14 protein-coding genes are annotated in these 16159 nt (G+C 73.5%); 8 read left to right on the forward strand and 6 right to left on the reverse strand.

Translation table 11 applies throughout. The features are described from left to right. Positions 1-119 precede the first annotated feature (119 nt). The 3 genes from ACFTZC_RS09710 to ACFTZC_RS09720 all read right to left on the reverse strand — a co-directional run bounded on the left by ACFTZC_RS09710 (position 120) and on the right by ACFTZC_RS09720 (position 1893). Positions 120-575, reverse strand: coding sequence for a tellurite resistance TerB family protein (locus ACFTZC_RS09710; RefSeq protein WP_382888234.1), 456 nt, complete (start codon positions 573-575; stop codon positions 120-122). 180 nt (positions 576-755) lie between these two features. Next, positions 756-1301 (reverse strand): TetR/AcrR family transcriptional regulator, encoded by a 546-nt coding sequence (locus tag ACFTZC_RS09715; protein ID WP_382888235.1) that lies wholly within the window; start codon positions 1299-1301, stop codon positions 756-758. A gap of 10 nt (positions 1302-1311) precedes the next feature. Beyond that, complete coding sequence (locus tag ACFTZC_RS09720; RefSeq protein ID WP_382888236.1) at positions 1312-1893, reverse strand: sugar O-acetyltransferase; 582 nt, start codon at positions 1891-1893, stop codon at positions 1312-1314. Between the two features lie 291 nt (positions 1894-2184). Here ACFTZC_RS09720 and ACFTZC_RS09725 point away from each other — a divergent pair, with 291 nt between their 5' ends. Next, the gene (locus ACFTZC_RS09725) at positions 2185-2886 is read left to right on the forward strand and encodes a dienelactone hydrolase family protein (RefSeq protein WP_382888237.1); all 702 of its coding nucleotides are present in this window, start codon (positions 2185-2187) and stop codon (positions 2884-2886) included. Between the two features lie 39 nt (positions 2887-2925). Here ACFTZC_RS09725 and ACFTZC_RS09730 read toward each other — a convergent pair whose 3' ends face one another. Then, positions 2926-3804, reverse strand: a complete 879-nt coding sequence (locus ACFTZC_RS09730; RefSeq protein WP_382888238.1) for a UbiA family prenyltransferase — start codon at positions 3802-3804, stop codon at positions 2926-2928. Positions 3805-3935: 131 nt separating this feature from the next. Between ACFTZC_RS09730 and ACFTZC_RS09735 the strand changes: the two genes are divergently transcribed. From ACFTZC_RS09735 to ACFTZC_RS09745, 3 genes are all read left to right on the forward strand, one after another. Beyond that, positions 3936-4988 carry a type III polyketide synthase gene (locus ACFTZC_RS09735; protein WP_382888239.1) on the forward strand — a complete coding sequence of 351 codons (1053 nt, stop codon included), beginning with the start codon at positions 3936-3938 and terminating at the stop codon, positions 4986-4988. A 71-nt stretch (positions 4989-5059) separates the two neighbouring features. Then, positions 5060-5584 carry an isoprenylcysteine carboxyl methyltransferase family protein gene (locus ACFTZC_RS09740; protein ID WP_382888240.1) on the forward strand — a complete coding sequence of 175 codons (525 nt, stop codon included), beginning with the start codon at positions 5060-5062 and terminating at the stop codon, positions 5582-5584. Further along, positions 5581-6615 (forward strand): NAD(P)/FAD-dependent oxidoreductase, encoded by a 1035-nt coding sequence (locus ACFTZC_RS09745; protein WP_382888241.1) that lies wholly within the window; start codon positions 5581-5583, stop codon positions 6613-6615. Before ACFTZC_RS09740 ends, ACFTZC_RS09745 begins: the two co-directional genes overlap by 4 nt. Before the next feature lie 9 nt (positions 6616-6624). On the opposite strand, the gene ACFTZC_RS09750 is transcribed toward ACFTZC_RS09745, so the two are convergent. Then, positions 6625-7881, reverse strand: a complete 1257-nt coding sequence (locus ACFTZC_RS09750; RefSeq protein WP_382888242.1) for a DUF4032 domain-containing protein — start codon at positions 7879-7881, stop codon at positions 6625-6627. Positions 7882-8168: 287 nt separating this feature from the next. Here ACFTZC_RS09750 and ACFTZC_RS09755 point away from each other — a divergent pair, with 287 nt between their 5' ends. After that, complete coding sequence (locus tag ACFTZC_RS09755; RefSeq protein ID WP_382888243.1) at positions 8169-9647, forward strand: MFS transporter; 1479 nt, start codon at positions 8169-8171, stop codon at positions 9645-9647. After that, complete coding sequence (locus tag ACFTZC_RS09760) at positions 9644-10270, forward strand: TetR family transcriptional regulator (protein ID WP_382888244.1); 627 nt, start codon at positions 9644-9646, stop codon at positions 10268-10270. Before ACFTZC_RS09755 ends, ACFTZC_RS09760 begins: the two co-directional genes overlap by 4 nt. A 67-nt stretch (positions 10271-10337) precedes the next feature. Here the strand turns inward: ACFTZC_RS09760 and ACFTZC_RS09765 are convergent, their stop codons facing one another. Beyond that, the gene (locus tag ACFTZC_RS09765; RefSeq protein WP_382888245.1) at positions 10338-12089 is read right to left on the reverse strand and encodes a TIGR03767 family metallophosphoesterase; all 1752 of its coding nucleotides are present in this window, start codon (positions 12087-12089) and stop codon (positions 10338-10340) included. A gap of 1311 nt (positions 12090-13400) precedes the next feature. Here ACFTZC_RS09765 and ACFTZC_RS09770 point away from each other — a divergent pair. After that, positions 13401-14408, forward strand: coding sequence for a hypothetical protein (locus ACFTZC_RS09770; protein ID WP_382888246.1), 1008 nt, complete (start codon positions 13401-13403; stop codon positions 14406-14408). Positions 14409-14517: 109 nt separating this feature from the next. Beyond that, positions 14518-16047, forward strand: a complete 1530-nt coding sequence (locus tag ACFTZC_RS09775) for an amino acid permease (protein WP_382888247.1) — start codon at positions 14518-14520, stop codon at positions 16045-16047. The last annotated feature ends 112 nt before the right edge of the window (positions 16048-16159 follow it).

The following is a 16159-nucleotide window of genomic DNA, read 5'->3' on the forward strand; positions in this document are numbered from 1 at the left end:
GTGGGGGTCTCCCCTCCGCTCCCGGGGCCGCGCCCCTAACCGCCCCCCCCCCCCCCCGGGGGGGGGGGGGGGGGGCGCCCGCCCCCCCCCCCCCCCGCGGCCGGACTCAGAGGTCGAACTCAGAGGTCGAACTCGTGCGGCGGCAGGTCCAGCGCGAAGCACGCCTCGCGGACGATGGCCCGCTCCGTCTTGTCGAAGTCGCCGTCGGCGCCGCCGATGACGATGCCGATCTGGACGACCGCCCGCGCCTCGGCGGGATTCTTCTTGGCCTTGGCGATCTCCTGGAGAACGGTGACCTTACCGAACGCGAAGTCGGCCGTGAGCTTGTTGAGATAGTCGTCGAAGCGCCGCTGGAGATCCTCCGCCGGGAAGTTCTGCAGCACCTCGTTGGAGGCGATCAGCGAAGCCACCCGCTGCCGCTCCGCCGGGTCGACGGAGCCGTCCGCGGCGGCGACCAGGGCGCACATGGCCATGCTCGCGTCGCGGAAGGCGCCGCTCTTGAGATCGTTCTTCTTCGCCATGAGCTGCGTCTGCATCGTCGCGGCGGATTCCTTGAACCGGTCCCACAGGGCCATTCGTTCATCTCTCCTCAGGTGTCACACAGAACCAATCCGACAACGTCCGGGACCGCCGTCGCGTGCCCGTCCGGGCGATCCGGTTCAACCCGTACGGCCGGGGCCCCGGTTCTGTGCCGGTACGGCCGGATTCCGGCCGGTCCTGCAACCGCCGCGCCACGGGCCGCCCGGTGGCCGCCGTCAGGCAGTGGTGATGCGCGTGACCGCCCGGCGGGTCAGCGCGCGACTGTGCGGTGCGCCGTTGTTCAGGGCACGGTGCAGGGTGAGCCCCTCGATCAGCGCGTCGAGCTGGCGTGCCGTGTCGGGGTCGAAGTGCCGTTCCAGCAGCTGCCTGCTGCGGCCCATCCACGCCTGCGTCAGCTCCTGGTACTCCGGGCGCCGGGCGGCGAGGGTGTAGAGCTCCTGGGTCAGGACGAGGTCGCGGCGGGGGCCCTCGGAGAGCGCGTGCACCAGGTCGGTGACGGCCTCGCGGGCCTGTTCCGGGCTGTCCGCACGGCCCAGGTGCTCCTCGAAGACGGCCACGACCCGGTCGGCGAAGCGCGTGAAGGCTTCGCGCAGCAGCTCGTCCATGCCGCCGAAGTGGTACGTCATCGAGCCGAGGGGGACGGCGGCGCGGGCGGCGATCTTGCGGTGGGAGACGCCGGCCACACCTTCCTCCGCGATGTGGTCGAGGGTCGCGGCGAGGATGCGCTCGCGGCGCCGCGGGTCCGTATGTCCGGTGGCCACCTGGTGTGCCTCAGAGGGTGCGGATCGGCCGGGCGGGACTGCCGACGGCGACGACGTTCGCGGGGATGTCCTTGGTGACCACCGCGCCGGCGCCGATGACGCTGTTGTCCCCGATCGTCACACCGGGGCAGATGATGGCGCCCCCGCCGAGCCAGACGTTGTCCCCGATGGTGATGGGGAGCGCGGCTTCGAGCTTGTCGCGCCGTGGCCCCGGTTCCAGCGGGTGCGTGGGGGTGAGGAGTTGGACGTTCGGCCCGATCTGGCAGTCCTCCCCGATGGTGATCGCCGCGACGTCCAGCGCGGTCAGGTTGTAGTTGACGAACGTGCGGGCCCCGATGGTGATGTTGCTGCCGTAGTCGACGTACAGCGGCGGCCGTACATGCGCCTGATCGCCGACCGCACCCAGCAGTTCGGCCAGTACGGGTCCGGCGGCGCGGGCGTCCTCGGTGTAGGCGGCCTGGTACCGCGCCGCCAGGCGTACGGCCCGCTGCTGCCGCTCGGCGATCTCGGGGTCGTCGGCGATGTAGAGATCCCCCGCCAGCATGCGTTCGAGGTGGGTGCGCGGATCGCCCGCGAAGTAGTCCGTCGGCATGACGGCGACCCTACCGCCCGGAGCGTACGAACGTACACTCCGGGGTGGTGTCCTCGGCCAGGCCGGCGCCGGGCGGCCCGGTGGCGCACGGGCCGCTCCTACCGGAACGGACCACGGACCGGGTGCCCCGCCGGAGCGGCGCGCCGCCCCGGCCGCGCCCGTTTCCCTACGATCCCCTGGCAACGACCCACCCGTCCGCGACCATGGCCCGACCTCGGGCCACCGGTCCGGGCGTTCGACCCGGGCCACCGTCCCCGGGCCACCGATCCGCCGTCAGTTGGGAGCAGTACCGTGCCGACCGAGCCGACCCTCCAGAACGTCTCCTTCCCGAGCGCCGGGAGCACCGCCTACGGCTATCTCGCCGTTCCGCCCGCCGGACACGGCCCCGGCATCGTCGTCATCCAGGAATGGTGGGGCCTGACCGCCCACATCAAGGACATCGCCGACCGCTTCGCGCAGGCCGGCTATGTCGCCCTCGCCCCCGACCTGTACGGCGGCCAGGTCGCCCACGACTCCGGCGAAGCGGTGCGGCTGATGACCGAACTGCCCACCGCCCGGGGCGTCGAACTGCTCTCCGGAGCGGTGGGCTACCTGCTGGACCGGCCCGAGACGGAGGGCGGCACGGTCGGAGCCGTCGGCTTCTGCATGGGCGGCGGCTTCGTGCTCAGCCTCGCCGCCGCGGACCCGCGGGTCTCCGCCGCCGTGCCGTTCTACGGCGTCAACAGGGACGGCGTCCCGGACTTCTCCGGGCTCAAGGCGGAGATCCTCGGCCACTACGGGGAGCGGGACGACACCGTGCCGGTCGCCACCCTCGACGAGCTCAAGGCCACCATCGAGGCGCAGTCCGGCATCGTCCCGGTCTTCCATGTCTACGAGGGCGCCGGCCACGCCTTCTTCAACGACGGCCGCCCCGAGGCGTACCACGCGGAGGCCGCCGGGCGGGCGTGGGACCGTACGCTCGCCTTCCTCGGCGCCCGGCTCGGCTCCGCCTGACCCGCCCCCGGCCGGCGGGGGAGCGGGGCCGACGGCGCCTCAGGTGAGCGCCGTCCCCCGCCACAGCAGCAGCGCCACATCGACCGCCGCGACGACGACGGCGGCCAGGAACGGCGCCTTCGGCCGGTGTCGCCCTAGCAGCGCGCCGCCCGTCGCGGCGGCCAGCGCCACCACCAGGGCGAGCACCCCCGCTCCGCCGGGGCGGCCCAGCGCCAGCAGCGCCGTGGCCGCCACCAGCGGGGCGGGCAGCAGCAGCCGGACGCCCGAGGGGCCCAGCCGCTGCGGCCAGCCGCGTACCCCGGCCGCCAGGTCGTCCGCGATGTCCGGCAGCACATTGCCGAGGTGCGCCCCGACCCCCACCAGCGCCGCCGCGGCCACCACCCACCAGGCCGGCGCCGGCCGCCCCGGCAGACCGAGCGCCACGAAGGCGGGCAGCGAGGCGAACCCGACGGCGTACGGCAGCCAGGACGCCGCCGTCGACTTCAGACCCAGGTTGTACGCCCACCCCGCGGCCACCCCCACCAGATGCACCGCCCCCGCGAGCGCCCCGTACAGCAGGGAGAGGGGTACGCACAGGGCCAGCGCGATCAGCGCCGCGCCGCATACGGTGCGCGCGGTCACCGCCCCGTCCGCCACGGGCTTGGTCCGCCGGTCCGCCGCGACATCCCGCGCCGCGTCGACCGCGTCATTGCTCCAGCCGATGGAGAGCTGCCCCGTCAGCACGGCCGCCGTCGCGAGGACACAGCCGGGACCGTCCTGCCCGGCGGCCACCGCGAGCCCCGCCACCAGCAGCGTCACCGCGGCCGTCGGCCCCGGGTGGCACGCCCTCGGCAGCACCCCCACGGAGCGCGGCCACCGCCCCGGCACCCCGCCGAGGGAGCCGCCGACCGTGATGCCCGCTTCGTCCCTCGCGTCCATCCGCCCATCGTAGGCGCCACGGCCCCGCCCGCCGGGGCGCCACCGGAGGGGCCGTACAGGCGACTTCACGTGTGGCGCGGCGGTGCGGGGGCAGGGATTTCACGTCAGTCGCCCCCGACATCGGACCGCAGATGACCCGCATCGCAGCCGTCCACGGAGCCCTGGCTCCGCATCAGCACAGCCAGCAGGACCTCACGGACACCGTCGCCGCCGGCTGTCTGCCCGCGGGAGCCGACCGCCGGGTGCTCGACCGGCTGCACCGGGCCACCCGCGTGACCACCCGTCATACGGCCCTGCCCCTCGACCGGTACGGCGCCCTCGACGACTTCGGCACGGTCAACGACGCCTTCATCGGAGCGGCGGTCCCGCTGGGGATCGAGGCGGTCGGCGGCGCGCTGGACGCCGCGGGGCTCTCCCCGCGCGATGTCGACCTGCTGATGTTCACGTCCGTCACCGGCATCGCCGCGCCGTCCGTGGACGCCCTGCTGGTGGGGCGGCTCGGGCTGCGCCCCGACGTCAAGCGCGTACCGGTCTTCGGTCTCGGCTGTGTCGCGGGGGCGGCCGGCATCGCCCGGCTGCACGACTACCTGCTGGGCCACCCCGACGACGTCGCCGTCCTGCTCTCCGTGGAGCTGTGCTCGCTCACCTTCCAGCGGGACGATCTCTCCACCGCCAACCTCATCGCCTCCGGGCTCTTCGGCGACGGGGCGGCGGCGGTCGTCGCCTGCGGGGCCCGGCGCCGCGCCACGGGGCCCCGGGTCCTCGACACGCGCGGCCATCTCTACCCGGACACCGAACACGTGATGGGCTGGGACGTCACCGGCTCCGGTTTCCGGATCGTCCTGGACGCGAGCGTTCCGGACGTCGTACGGAAGAACCTCGCCGCCGACGTGGACGGCTTCCTCGCCGACCACGGCCTGGGGCGCGGGGACATCACCGCCTGGGTCTGCCATCCCGGCGGCCCCAAGGTCCTGGAGGCGATCGAGGAGGTCCTCGAACTCCCGGCCGGCGCCCTGGACCTCACCTGGAACTCGCTGGCCGCCGTGGGCAACCTGTCCTCGTCCTCGGTGCTGCACGTCCTGCGCGACACCCTGGCCGAGCGGCCGCCCCCGGCCGGCACGGCGGGGCTGCTGCTCGCGATGGGGCCCGGATTCTGCTCCGAACTGGTCCTGCTCCGCTGGTAGCCGCACCACGAGCGGCAGCCGCACCACGAGGAGAGAAAGACAGGCCGCGAGGAGAGAAAGACAGGGAGAAGATGATCTGGTACACCGCGCTCGTCCTGGCCGTCGGCGCGGAGCGCGTCGCCGAACTGGCCGTCGCCCGCCGCAACGCCCGCTGGAGCCTGGCGCGCGGCGCCGTCGAACGGGGGCAGGGGCACTACCCGCCGATGGTCGTCCTGCACACCGGGCTGCTGTTCGGCTGCCTCGCCGAAGTGGCGCTCGCCGACCGGCCGTTCGTGCCCGCCCTCGGCTGGACCATGCTCGCCGTCGTGGTCGCCGCGCAAGGGCTGCGCTGGTGGTGCGTGCGCACCCTGGGGCCGCGCTGGAACACCCGGGTCCTGGTGGTGCCCGGACTCCCGCTGGTGACGGACGGCCCGTACCGGCTGCTGCGCCACCCCAACTACGTGGCGGTGGCGGCCGAGGGCATCGCGCTGCCCCTCGTGCACGGTGCCTGGCTGACCGCGCTGGTGTTCACCGTGCTCAACGCCGCTCTGCTGACCGTCCGGACCCGGTGCGAGAACAGCGCGCTGCGGATGGCCGGGGCGGGCGCCCTGCCGTGATCGACCTGCTGGTGGCCGGTGGCGGTCCGGCCGGACTCGCCACCGCAGTCCACGCCGCCCTGGCCGGACTGGAGACCGTGGTGATCGAGCCGCGCGCCACCCCGGTCGACAAGGCCTGCGGCGAGGGCGTGCTGCCCAGCGGCGTGCGCGCGCTGGCCGCCCTCGGCCTCGAAGGGCCCGGCGGCCCCGGGGGCCACACCCTGCGCGGGATCCGGTACGTCCGGGGCGCGGAGCGCGCGGAGGCCGCCTTCGACGCGGGCCCCGGCCTCGGCGTACGCCGCACCGCCCTGCACGCGGCGCTGGCGCGGCGGGCGGAGGAGACCGGCGTACGGATCGTCACCGGCCGGGTCGGCGAGATCGAGCAGCGCGCCGACGGGGTGACCGCGGGCGGCCTCCGGGCGCGCTGGCTGGTGGCCGCGGACGGCCTGCACTCACCGGTACGGCGCCGCCTCGGCCTGGAACTGCCGGGACGGGGCCCCCGGCGCTACGGGCAGCGGCGCCACTACCGGGTCACGCCGTGGACGGACTTCGTCGAGGTCCACTGGTCGGCGACCGGCGAGGACGGTGAGGCGTATGTGACGCCGGTGGCCCCGGATCTGGTGGGGGTCGCCGTACTGAGCACGGCCAGGCGCGGCTACGACGACCACCTCGCCGCCTTCCCCGAGCTGCGGGCCCGGCTCGCGGGAGCGCCCGCCGGAGCCGTGCGCGGCGCGGGTCCGCTGCGCCGCCGGGTCCGCCACCGGACGGCGGGGCGGGTGCTGCTCGTGGGCGACGCCGCGGGCTATGTCGACGCGCTCACCGGCGAGGGCATCGCCCTCGCGCTGGCGTCCGCCCGGGTGGCGGTGGGCTGTCTGCGCGCCGGGCGGCCCCAGGCGTACGAGCGGGCGTGGCGCGCGCTGACCCGCCGCCACCGGGTGCTGACGGAGGGGCTGCTGAGGGTCGCGGGCCGCCCGGCGGGCGCCCGGCTGCTGGTCCCGGCGGCGGCGCGCGCGCCGTCGCTCTTCACGGCGGCGGTACGCGCCCTCCAGTGACCGCCCCGGTCAGGGGGAGAGGTCGGCCGACGGGTCCGCAGGCGGCGGCGCCAGCGCGGCCACCGCGCGGGGCAGCACATGCGCGAGGTAGTCCTCGATCGTCGCCTCCAGACCGACGTCGCGCCCCGCCGCCTCCGACAGGTACCAGCGGTGCTCCAGCACCTCGTGGTAGATCTGCGCCGCGTCCATCTCACCGCGCAGCTCCAGCGGTACGGCCCGTACCGTCGGCCGGAACACGTCCCGCACCCAGCGGTGCGCCAGCACCTCGGGCCTGGCCCCCAGCGGATCACCGGGGGCGTAGTCGTCCTCGCCCGCCATCCAGCTCTCCAGGTCGTTGAGCAGCCGCCGCGCCTGGTTCTCCTCGGCGTCCAGCCCGGTCAGCCGCAGCAACTGGCGCTGGTGGTGGCCCGCGTCCACGACCTTCGGCAGGAACGTCACGGTGTCGCCCTGGGGGGAGCGTTCTATCTGCATCTCCGCCACGTCGAAGCCGAGATCGTTGAGGCGGCGGATCCGCCGGTCGATGTAGTGGCGCTTGTCCACCGGGTACACCGACTCCCGCGTCACCTCGTGCCACAGGTCCTCGTACCGCCGTACGATCGCGGCGCCGAAGGGCACCGGGTCGACGGAGGGGTGGAGCGCGCCCGACGCCTCCAGGTCCATCAGCTCCCCGGCGATGTTGACCCGGGCCAGTTCGATGTCGTACTCGCGCTGCCCTCGGCTGAGGTTCTGCTGGAGCTGACCGGTCTCGGCGTCCACCAGATAGGCGGCGTACGCCCCGGCGTCCCGCCGGAAGAGCGCGTTGGACAGCGAGCAGTCGCCCCAGGCGAACCCGGCGAGATGGAGCCGTACGAGCAGCACCGCCAGCGCGTCCATGAGCCGCTTGACCGTGCTCGGGCGCATCGTCGACTCGAACATCGAGCGGTACGGCAGCGAGCCCTTGAGATGGCGGGTGATCAGCGTCGGCTCCAGCGGCGCGCCGTCCGCGTCCACCCGGCCGGTCACCACCGCCACCGGGTCCACGGCGGGGATGCCGAGCCGGTGCAGATCGCGCAGCAGCCCGAACTCGCGCACCGCGCCCCGCTCGGATATCTCCTTGACCGCCACGATCTCGGGGCCGGCCGACGCGAAGCGGACCACATGGCGCGAGATGCCGCGCGGCAGCGCGACCAGGCACGCGTCGGGCCACCGGTCGAGCGGGATGTTCCAGGGCAGGTCGAGGAGTACGGCCGGCTGCTCCGGATTGGTCGCGCTGATCTGGAGCGCCATCGTGCCTCCCACGGCGGTCGTCGGGCGGGCACCGGATCCCCGGCGGCCGAGGACAGTGTGCCGGGTCGGATCGTGTCCCCCCAAGGCAGGACGGGGTGAACGCTTGTGCACCTGTGGCCTGGCGCGGGGGTGCACAGACGTTTACCGTGGAGGTGAACGCCTGTGCACCCGGCCGGCTCGCGCGTACCTCTCGCGCACGACCCTTGCGCATGACCCATGGACCGGCGCGCGCCCCCACGGGGCGGGTACGCGGTGCACCCCACCGGCCCCTCACCGTACGGAGCGAGATGTCCGAAGCCATACCCGTGGCCGGTCCCGCCGGACCGCCCGCCGAGGCCCCGCACCCCCGGTTCCTCGTCGCCGTCCTGGCGTTCTGCGGGGTGGTCGTCGCCGTCATGCAGACACTCGTCGTCCCGCTGCTCCCGCATGTCCCCGCGCTCACCGGCGCCACCCCGACCGCGGCGAGCTGGCTGGTCACCGTCACCCTGCTCACCGGCGCCATCTGCACCCCCGTACTCGGCCGGGCAGGCGACATGTACGGCAAGCGCCGCGTCCTCATCGCCTCCCTCGGCGTGCTGGCCGCCGGGTCCGTGCTGTGCGCCGTCAGCTCCCACATCGGCGTACTGATCGCGGGACGGGCGCTCCAGGGCGCCGCCCTCGCCGTCGTACCGCTGGGCATCAGCATCATGCGCGACGAACTGCCGCCCGAGCGTGTCCTGTCCTCCGTCGCCCTGATGAGTTCGACCCTGGGCATCGGCGCCGCCGTCGGACTGCCCGTCGCCGCGCTGGTCGTCGAGCACTACGACTGGCACACCATGTTCTGGGCGTCGGCCGCGCTCGGGCTGCTCGACATCGCGCTGGTCCTGCTCTGCGTACCGGAGTCGCCCCGGCGCTCGCGCGGCCGGTTCGACGTACCGGGCGCGCTCGGCCTGTCCACGGCTCTGGTCAGCCTGCTGCTGGCGGTCACCCAGGGCGGCGACTGGGGCTGGACGTCGGCCCGCACGCTCGGACTGCTGCTCCTCGCCGTGGTGACCGGGCTCGTCTGGGGCCGTTACGAGCTGCGCGTCGCCTCGCCCATGGTCGACCTCCGGGTCTCCGCGCGCCCCGCGGTGCTGCTGACCAACATCGCCGCTCTGCTCATCGGCTTCGCCTTCTACGCCAACTCCCTGTCCACCGCCCAGATGGTCCAGGAACCGAAGGCCACCGGCTACGGCCTGGGCGCCTCGATCGTCGTCAGCGGACTCTGCCTGCTCCCCGGCGGCCTGACGATGGTCGCGCTGTCGCCCGTCTCCGCGCGGATCTCCGCCGCGTACGGTCCGCGGACCACCCTCGCGATCGCCTCCGGCATCCTCGCCGTCGGCTACGCGGTGCGCTTCTTCACCAGCCACCGGCTCTGGACGATCGTCCTCGGCGCCACCGTCGTCGCCGCGGGCACCGCGATCGCCTACTCGGCCCTGCCCGCGCTGGTGATGCGCGGGGTACCGGTGAGCGAGACCGGGGCGGCCAACGGCCTCAACACCCTGATGCGCTCGGTCGGGCAGGCGTGCTGCAGCGCCGCCGTGGCCGCCGTACTCGCCCGTATGACCTTCGACGCCGGCGGGCGCACCGCCCCCACCCTCGGCGCCTATCTGCTGGTCTTCGTCCTCGCGGGCACCGCGGCGCTGCTCGCGCTGGCCGTCACGCTGTGTCTGCCGCGGCAGCCGGACGCCGCCACCGGTAGGGTCGGCCGGGACCGTGCGAAGTCGCTGGCCCAGGAGGGCGCATGAACGGGCGGGCAACGGACCCGCGGGCCGCCGCCGCGCCGCCGGCCGACGCCGGTGCGGACGCCGACACCGACACCGGGACGGGCGTCGACGCCGGGACGGGCCGGGCCGCGATCCTGCGCGCCGCGCGCCGCGCGTTCGCCTTCCGGCCGTACGCCGAGGTGACGCTGCGGGGGATCGCCGCCGACGCGGGCGTCAGCGCCTCCCTGATCGTCAAGCACTTCAGCACCAAGGAACGGCTGTTCAACACGGTCGCGGACTTCGGCCCCGCCGCCGACCAGCTCTTCGCCGCGCCCCTCGGCGAACTCGGCCGCCATCTTGTCCTCACCCTGGTGCGCAGCCGCCGCGAGCAGCAGGGGGACCCGCTGCTGCGCGTGGTGTTCGCGCTGGGCAACGATGACGAGCGCGCCCTGCTGCGGGAACGCTTCGACGAACAGATCACCCAGCGCCTCGCCACCCTGCTGACCGGCCGCGACCGCACCCTGCGCGCCGAACTGATCGCCGGACAACTGCTGGGCCTCGGCGCGGTGCAGAGCCTCTACCGCTCCGGCGCCGGCGGCCGGACGACCCCGGAGGGGATCGCCGACCTGTACGCCCCCGCCGTCCAGCGCCTGATCGACGGCTGACGGGCGGTCCGGCTGACGGGCGGTCCGGCTGACCGGCCCCCGTCGGCGGCCGGCCGGTCCGTCGGCGTCAGCGCGTCAGCAGCAACTCGGTGTTGCGGTCCGTCGACGTGCCCGCCGGAGCGGTGGTCGAGCCGGGCGCGTTGTGCGACAGCTCCCGGTAGAGCGCCGCCAGCCCGGTCTGCGAGAGGTCCCCGAAGTCCGTACGGTGCGGCGCGGACGACTCGATCAGGGTGGTGAACAGCGACAGTGTGCCGTCGTTGTTGTCCGCGATCTCGATGACGCGGGCGAGCTGCGGGAAGTCGATGTGGGAGGCCGTGGAGATCTCCCAGAAACCGCCGCGCGGCGCGATCGCGTTGCGGTGGCTGTGCCCGTTCACCCAGGCCAGCACCTGCGGACTGCGCCCCAGCAGCGCCAGCACCTCGTCACCGTTGTGCCGCGCCTCGCCGGGGTGGGCCGGATCGGGGTGGGTGTTGGTCATCGTCCAGCTGTTGTGGTGGCTGAAGACCACGACGTAACCGTCCCGGAGCTCCTTGAGCGTCCGCTTCAGCCAGTTGAACTGCGCGGTGTTGAGCGAGCCCGTGTAGTGCCCGCCCCGGTCGGTGGTGTCGAGACTGATCCCGGTGACGTTCTCGCCCATCGGGAAGGTGTAGTAGAGCGTGTCGCCGTCGAGGTTGGCGGCGGTGTAGCCGTGCCCGGCCGGACCCGCCCCGGCGCGTGCCGGATCGAGGTGCGCCTTCAGATAGTCGCGCGGGCCGAAGGGCGCCCGTCCCGGGTCCGGTGTGATGGTGCGCATCCGCCGCTTCGAACGGCGCAGCAGGTCGATCAGCTTGGCACCGGACGGGTCGCCGCCCTTCGAGAGCAGCTTCAGCATCTCCTTGGCCTCGGCGTCCGGGATGCCGTACAGCTTCTTCGAGCCGACGGCGAAGTCCGCGAGGAACCCGCTCCGGTCGGCCATCGCGCCGCTCGCCAGCCCGTCGTGGTTGCCGACGGTCGAGTACCACGGGATGCGCAGCCCCGGGCTGTTGACCGAGCGGACCGCGGCGGCGAGGAATCCGTCGACACGGGGGTAGCCGAGCCGCTTGTCGGTGTCGCGCAGGCCGTCCTCGGGGTGCCAGAACAGCCGCTCGCCGGAGTTCTGCACCCCCTCGTAGCGGCGCGGGTCGCCCGTGTTCGGGGTGACGCGGCCGCCGCTCATGACCGTGAGGAACCAGTCGAGTTCGGCGTGCGAGTTGTTGTCGGTGTTGTCCCCGGTCGTCACGGCGAACGAGAGCGGCGACCCCGTCGCGGGACCCGTCCTGAGCGCGTTGATCTGCTCGATCAGCGCCACCGCGCCCGGCACGGTCAGGGCCTCCTGCGGGCGCCACCCGGAGAGCTGCTGCGAGCGCAGATACTCGGTGCGCACGGGGTGCTGGACATCCACCAGGTGCAGATCGGTGAGCTGTACGAAGGAGGTGAGCACGGTACGCCGCCCGGCGCGGCCGGCCCGCGGGGCAGCCAACTGCTCGCGTACGACCCGGCGCCAGCCGGGACCGTCGCCGAGCCGGCGGAACGCGGCGGCCGTGTCGCGCGGGGTGGCGACCGTGTCCAGCGTCGTACGGGCGGGCGCGGCGGGCGTCCGGACGGGGGCGGCGGTGGCCGTCGGGGCCACCGGGCCCCGGGGGCCCGGCACGGCGGCCTCCGCGGAAGCCGCGGACGCCGCCCCCGAGTTGCCGCCCGCGCCGAGGGCCAGCCCGATCCCCGCCGAGACACCGACCGCTCCGGTCGCGGTGAGGAAGGAACGGCGGTCGACGGCGGTGACTGCGGAGCGTATGCGTGTCATGATCCGGTCTCCCGAGTACGAGCGCGTCGGCAAGCGTGCCGGGGACGGCCCCTGGCTGCACCTTGATGCTTGACATCGGGCGTGGCCTGGGAGTGAACGACGCTCCAACGTCCGACACCCATCTCCACACAGGGATCACCGCGGCGGCGAAGCGTCGCCGGGCCCTCGGCCGCCGGACCGGAAGCGGTCACTCACCGTTCACCGCGCGGGGAAGGGCGGCCCACCGCGGCCGGCGCCGGGAAGCCGGAGAAATCCGCCCCGCGCGGGACGCATAGGTCGCCGGAGAGCGGGCACACGCCTTTCGACAGACCACGCTCACGGCCCTTCCCCCTCGGCCGCTTGAGCCTTCCCGGCCCCATCGGCGCACCCCCTCGCCGGTGGGGCCGACCCCTTGGCACGCCACCCGTCGCAGGCCACGTATACGACCGCACGCCCGGACGCGCGCCCACACGCGCGGTCGCGGGGGAGAGCCGGTGGCATGTGCCGTCGTGTGCGCCTGCAATGAGGCTCCCCGTATACGGTCCTCCCAGGTCGGCGCCGGTGCCGGGCCCCGTTCGGGGGCGCGGTCCACGGCGCGCGCGGCGGCGTGCGGGACATCGTCCCGGCTACGGTGCGTACTTCATAGATTCCGGTTGGGTCACAGTTCCGTGCGGACGGCGTGGCCTGTTCGACCGCTCGGACGGGCCGGCTCTCCCCGCCGCGTGCGCACCCCGGGGGCCGGTGGGAACGGGCTCGGGGGCGGTAGTGGCGCAGGTCACGGCGGTGCAGGTCGGAGCGGTCGCGGGGGCTCCGCGGGACCGGACGCGCCCGGTGGGGACCGATCCGTACCGGCTCCGCCGATGTCCTCCCGTTACGTCACCCGCCCCGCGTGCTCCGGACGGCCCGACCGGACACCGCGTCACCTCGCTTGATCCACGGAGAGTTGCGAAAGATCAGCAAAGTGTTCGAGGGGGCGGATCACGGCCCCTACACTGATCGCCGCAGCGGCAGGGTGGGCTCGATCAGCCCGCCCTTCCGGTGGGCGCGGCACGACCACGCCTTCGCAGTACCCAGCCGGAACGTTTCACCCCCCACTGTCCTTGAGGATCTATGTCGACCATCCATTCATCCGGGCGCCCCGTCGGCGGTCTCCCGGGCCACGGCACCGCCCGTCGCCTCCGGGTCCCGGGGCCACCAGGGACGGGGGCGGAGGGCCGGTGCTAGGGACTCCCGTTCGGATCTCGCCGGGCTCGCGCGGGCCCCTGTACGGCCCAACGGGCGGATACGTCCCAACAGGTGGATACGGCCCAACGGGCGGACGGAGCACCACCGATGGCGAGTGACAACTTCCGCCCCGTCTACCACCCGGCCGGCCACGACAACGATCTGCGCGCCGCCGTGCAGGAGTTGCGCGCCGGACGCTGGGTCTCGATGCGCAACCTCCTTGCCGAGACCCGCGACTGGTCCCTGTGGACCCAGCGCACCCAGGTACTGGCCGCCGTGGCCGCCGGATCCGACGCCGTACGGGCCTGGCGGAGCGAGGAGCCCGACAGCACCGCCGCCACCGTCATGCACACCCGCGTCCTGGTCGAACGCGCGGTGCGCGCCCACCGCGAGGGGCATGCGCGCACCCAGGAGCTGTGGCAGCAGGCATGGGAGGCGTGCGGCACCGCCGCCCGGCAGGCCCCCGCCGACCCGGTGCCCTGGATCTGTCTGCTGGCGCTCTCCCAACTCGACACCGAGCAGCGGCTGGAGGAGCACCGGCTGCCGCCCCCCGGCCCGATGCTCTTCCCCGGTCCCTGGGCCCTGCTGGCCGAGGTGGACAAGCGCGATCCGTACAACCGCGAGGCGTACCACCGCATGCTGCAGTTCGTGTACGCGCGGCGGTCCGACGGATCCCTCTCCGAGGCGGTCAACTTCGTGCAGTGGGCGGCCTCCGCCGCCCCCGAGGGATCGTCGCTGCACGCCATGCCGCTGTTCGTCAGGACGGAGCGCTACCGTCGCGACAACGGCCATGAGAAAGCCCTCGACCTGCACTGGGTCACGGAGGACGCCACCCGCGACGCCCTGCGGGCGCTGCACCTCTGGTTCGACCACGCCGTCCTGGCCGAAGCGTCGCTGCTCGACCTCAACCAGCTCGCGCACGCCCTGTGGGGTGCCCTCCAGTTCAGCGAGGCGGCCCGGGTGTTCGAGGCGCTCGGCCCGTACTACGTCTCCCTGCCCTGGGCGTACCGTACGCGCCGGCCCGGCGACGCCGCCGAGGCCGAGGACGTGTTCCTGCGGGCCCGCAGCCGCTGTCTCGGCGCCGTTCGCGAGCCCCGGAAGCGCCCCTCCGGCTGATCCACCGCCCCGTACCGCTCACCGCCCTCTCCCCGCGGCCGGTCCCCCTCCGTCCGCCTCCGTCGCCCCCGTCCCCACCCTTTGTGTGTTTCTCCCCGGAGGTAGTTCCATGTCCGTTTCCCCGCCGACCTGGTCGAAGACCGAGCCCGCGCCACCGGTGGACGAGGAGAAGCGGCTGCGCGAGCTCGGTTACCAGCCGGTGCTCGCCCGCCGCATGGGCGGCTTCGGCAACTTCGCCATCAGCTTCTCCGTCATCTCCATCCTGTCCGGCTGCATGACGCTCTACGGCTTCGGCATGGGCACCGGCGGCCCGGCCGTGATGCTCTGGGGCTGGGCCGGTGTCGGACTCTTCGTCCTCTGCGTCGGCATGGCGCTCGCCGAGGTCACCAGCGCCTACCCGACCTCGGGCGCCCTCTACTACATGGCCGACCGGCTCGGCGGGCGCAAGTGGGGCTGGTACACCGGCTGGCTCAACCTGCTCGGACTGCTCGGCGCGATCGCCGGGATCGACTACGGCGCCGCGCTGTTCACCGGAGCCTTCCTCAACCTCCAGTTCGGTTTCAGCCCCACCCCCGGCTGGACCTTTGTCATATTCCTCTGCATTCTCTTCCTGCACGCCGTGCTGAACCTCTTCGGCGTCCGGCTGGTCAGCGTCCTCAACTCCATCAGCGTGTGGTGGCACCTGGTCGGGGTCGCCGTCATCGTCGGCGCGCTCGCGATCATCCCCGACAGCCACCAGTCGCCCTCCTTCGTCTTCACCGAGTTCGTGAACGACACCGGCTGGCAGAACCCGCTCTACGTCGCCGCCATCGGCCTGTTGCTCGCCCAGTACACCTTCTGCGGCTACGACGCCTCCGCCCACCTCTCGGAGGAGACCTCGAACGCCTCCGTCACGGCGGCGCGCGGCATCGTCCGGGCCATCTGGGTCTCCTGGATCGCCGGGTTCGCCCTGCTGGCCGGCCTCACCTTCGCCATCCAGGACTACGCGGGCGCCCAGAACAGCGCCACCGGCGTGCCGCCCGCGCAGATCCTCATCGACGCCCTCGGCACCAGCGGCGCGACCGCGCTGCTCCTCCTCGTGATCGTCGCGCAGCTCTTCTGCGGCAACGCGGAGGTCGCGGCGGCCAGCCGGATGGTGTTCGCCTTCAGCCGGGACAACGCGCTCCCGGGCTCGGCGCTGTGGCGGCGCGTCAGCGGCCGTACGCAGACCCCGGTCCCCGCGGTGTGGCTGTCGGTCATCGTCGCGGGCGTGCTCGCCATACCGTCCCTGTACTCGGCGACCGCGTACGGCGCGGTCACGGCCATCAACGTCATCGGCATCACCCCCGCCTACGCCATCCCGATCTTCCTCAAGCTGCGCGCCAAGGGCCGCTTCGAGCCGGGCCCCTGGAGCCTGGGCCGCTGGTCCAAGCCCATCGGCTGGATCGCCGTGGTGTGGGTGGCCCTGGTCACCGTGCTCTTCTGCCTGCCGCAGACCAACCCGGTGACCGTCGACTCGATGAACTACGCGGTGATCGCGCTCGCCGTCGTGCTGGTGCTGGCAACCGCCTGGTGGTACATCGCCCGCGGCTCGTACAGCACCCCGCAGGCGTACGGCAACGCCCGCGAACAGTCGGAGATCTCCGAGGGCATCGTCTGATCGCCGGACGTTCCCGGTCCGTCCCCGAGGGGGTGGTGGGGGGGGGGCGGGGGCGCCCCCCCCCCCCACTAATAGACAGCACGAGAACAACAAAATTAAAAAAGAAACAAAA

The organism is Streptomyces sp. NPDC056987 (genome assembly GCF_042673865.1).
Classification (GTDB): Bacteria; Actinomycetota; Actinomycetes; order Streptomycetales; family Streptomycetaceae; genus Streptomyces.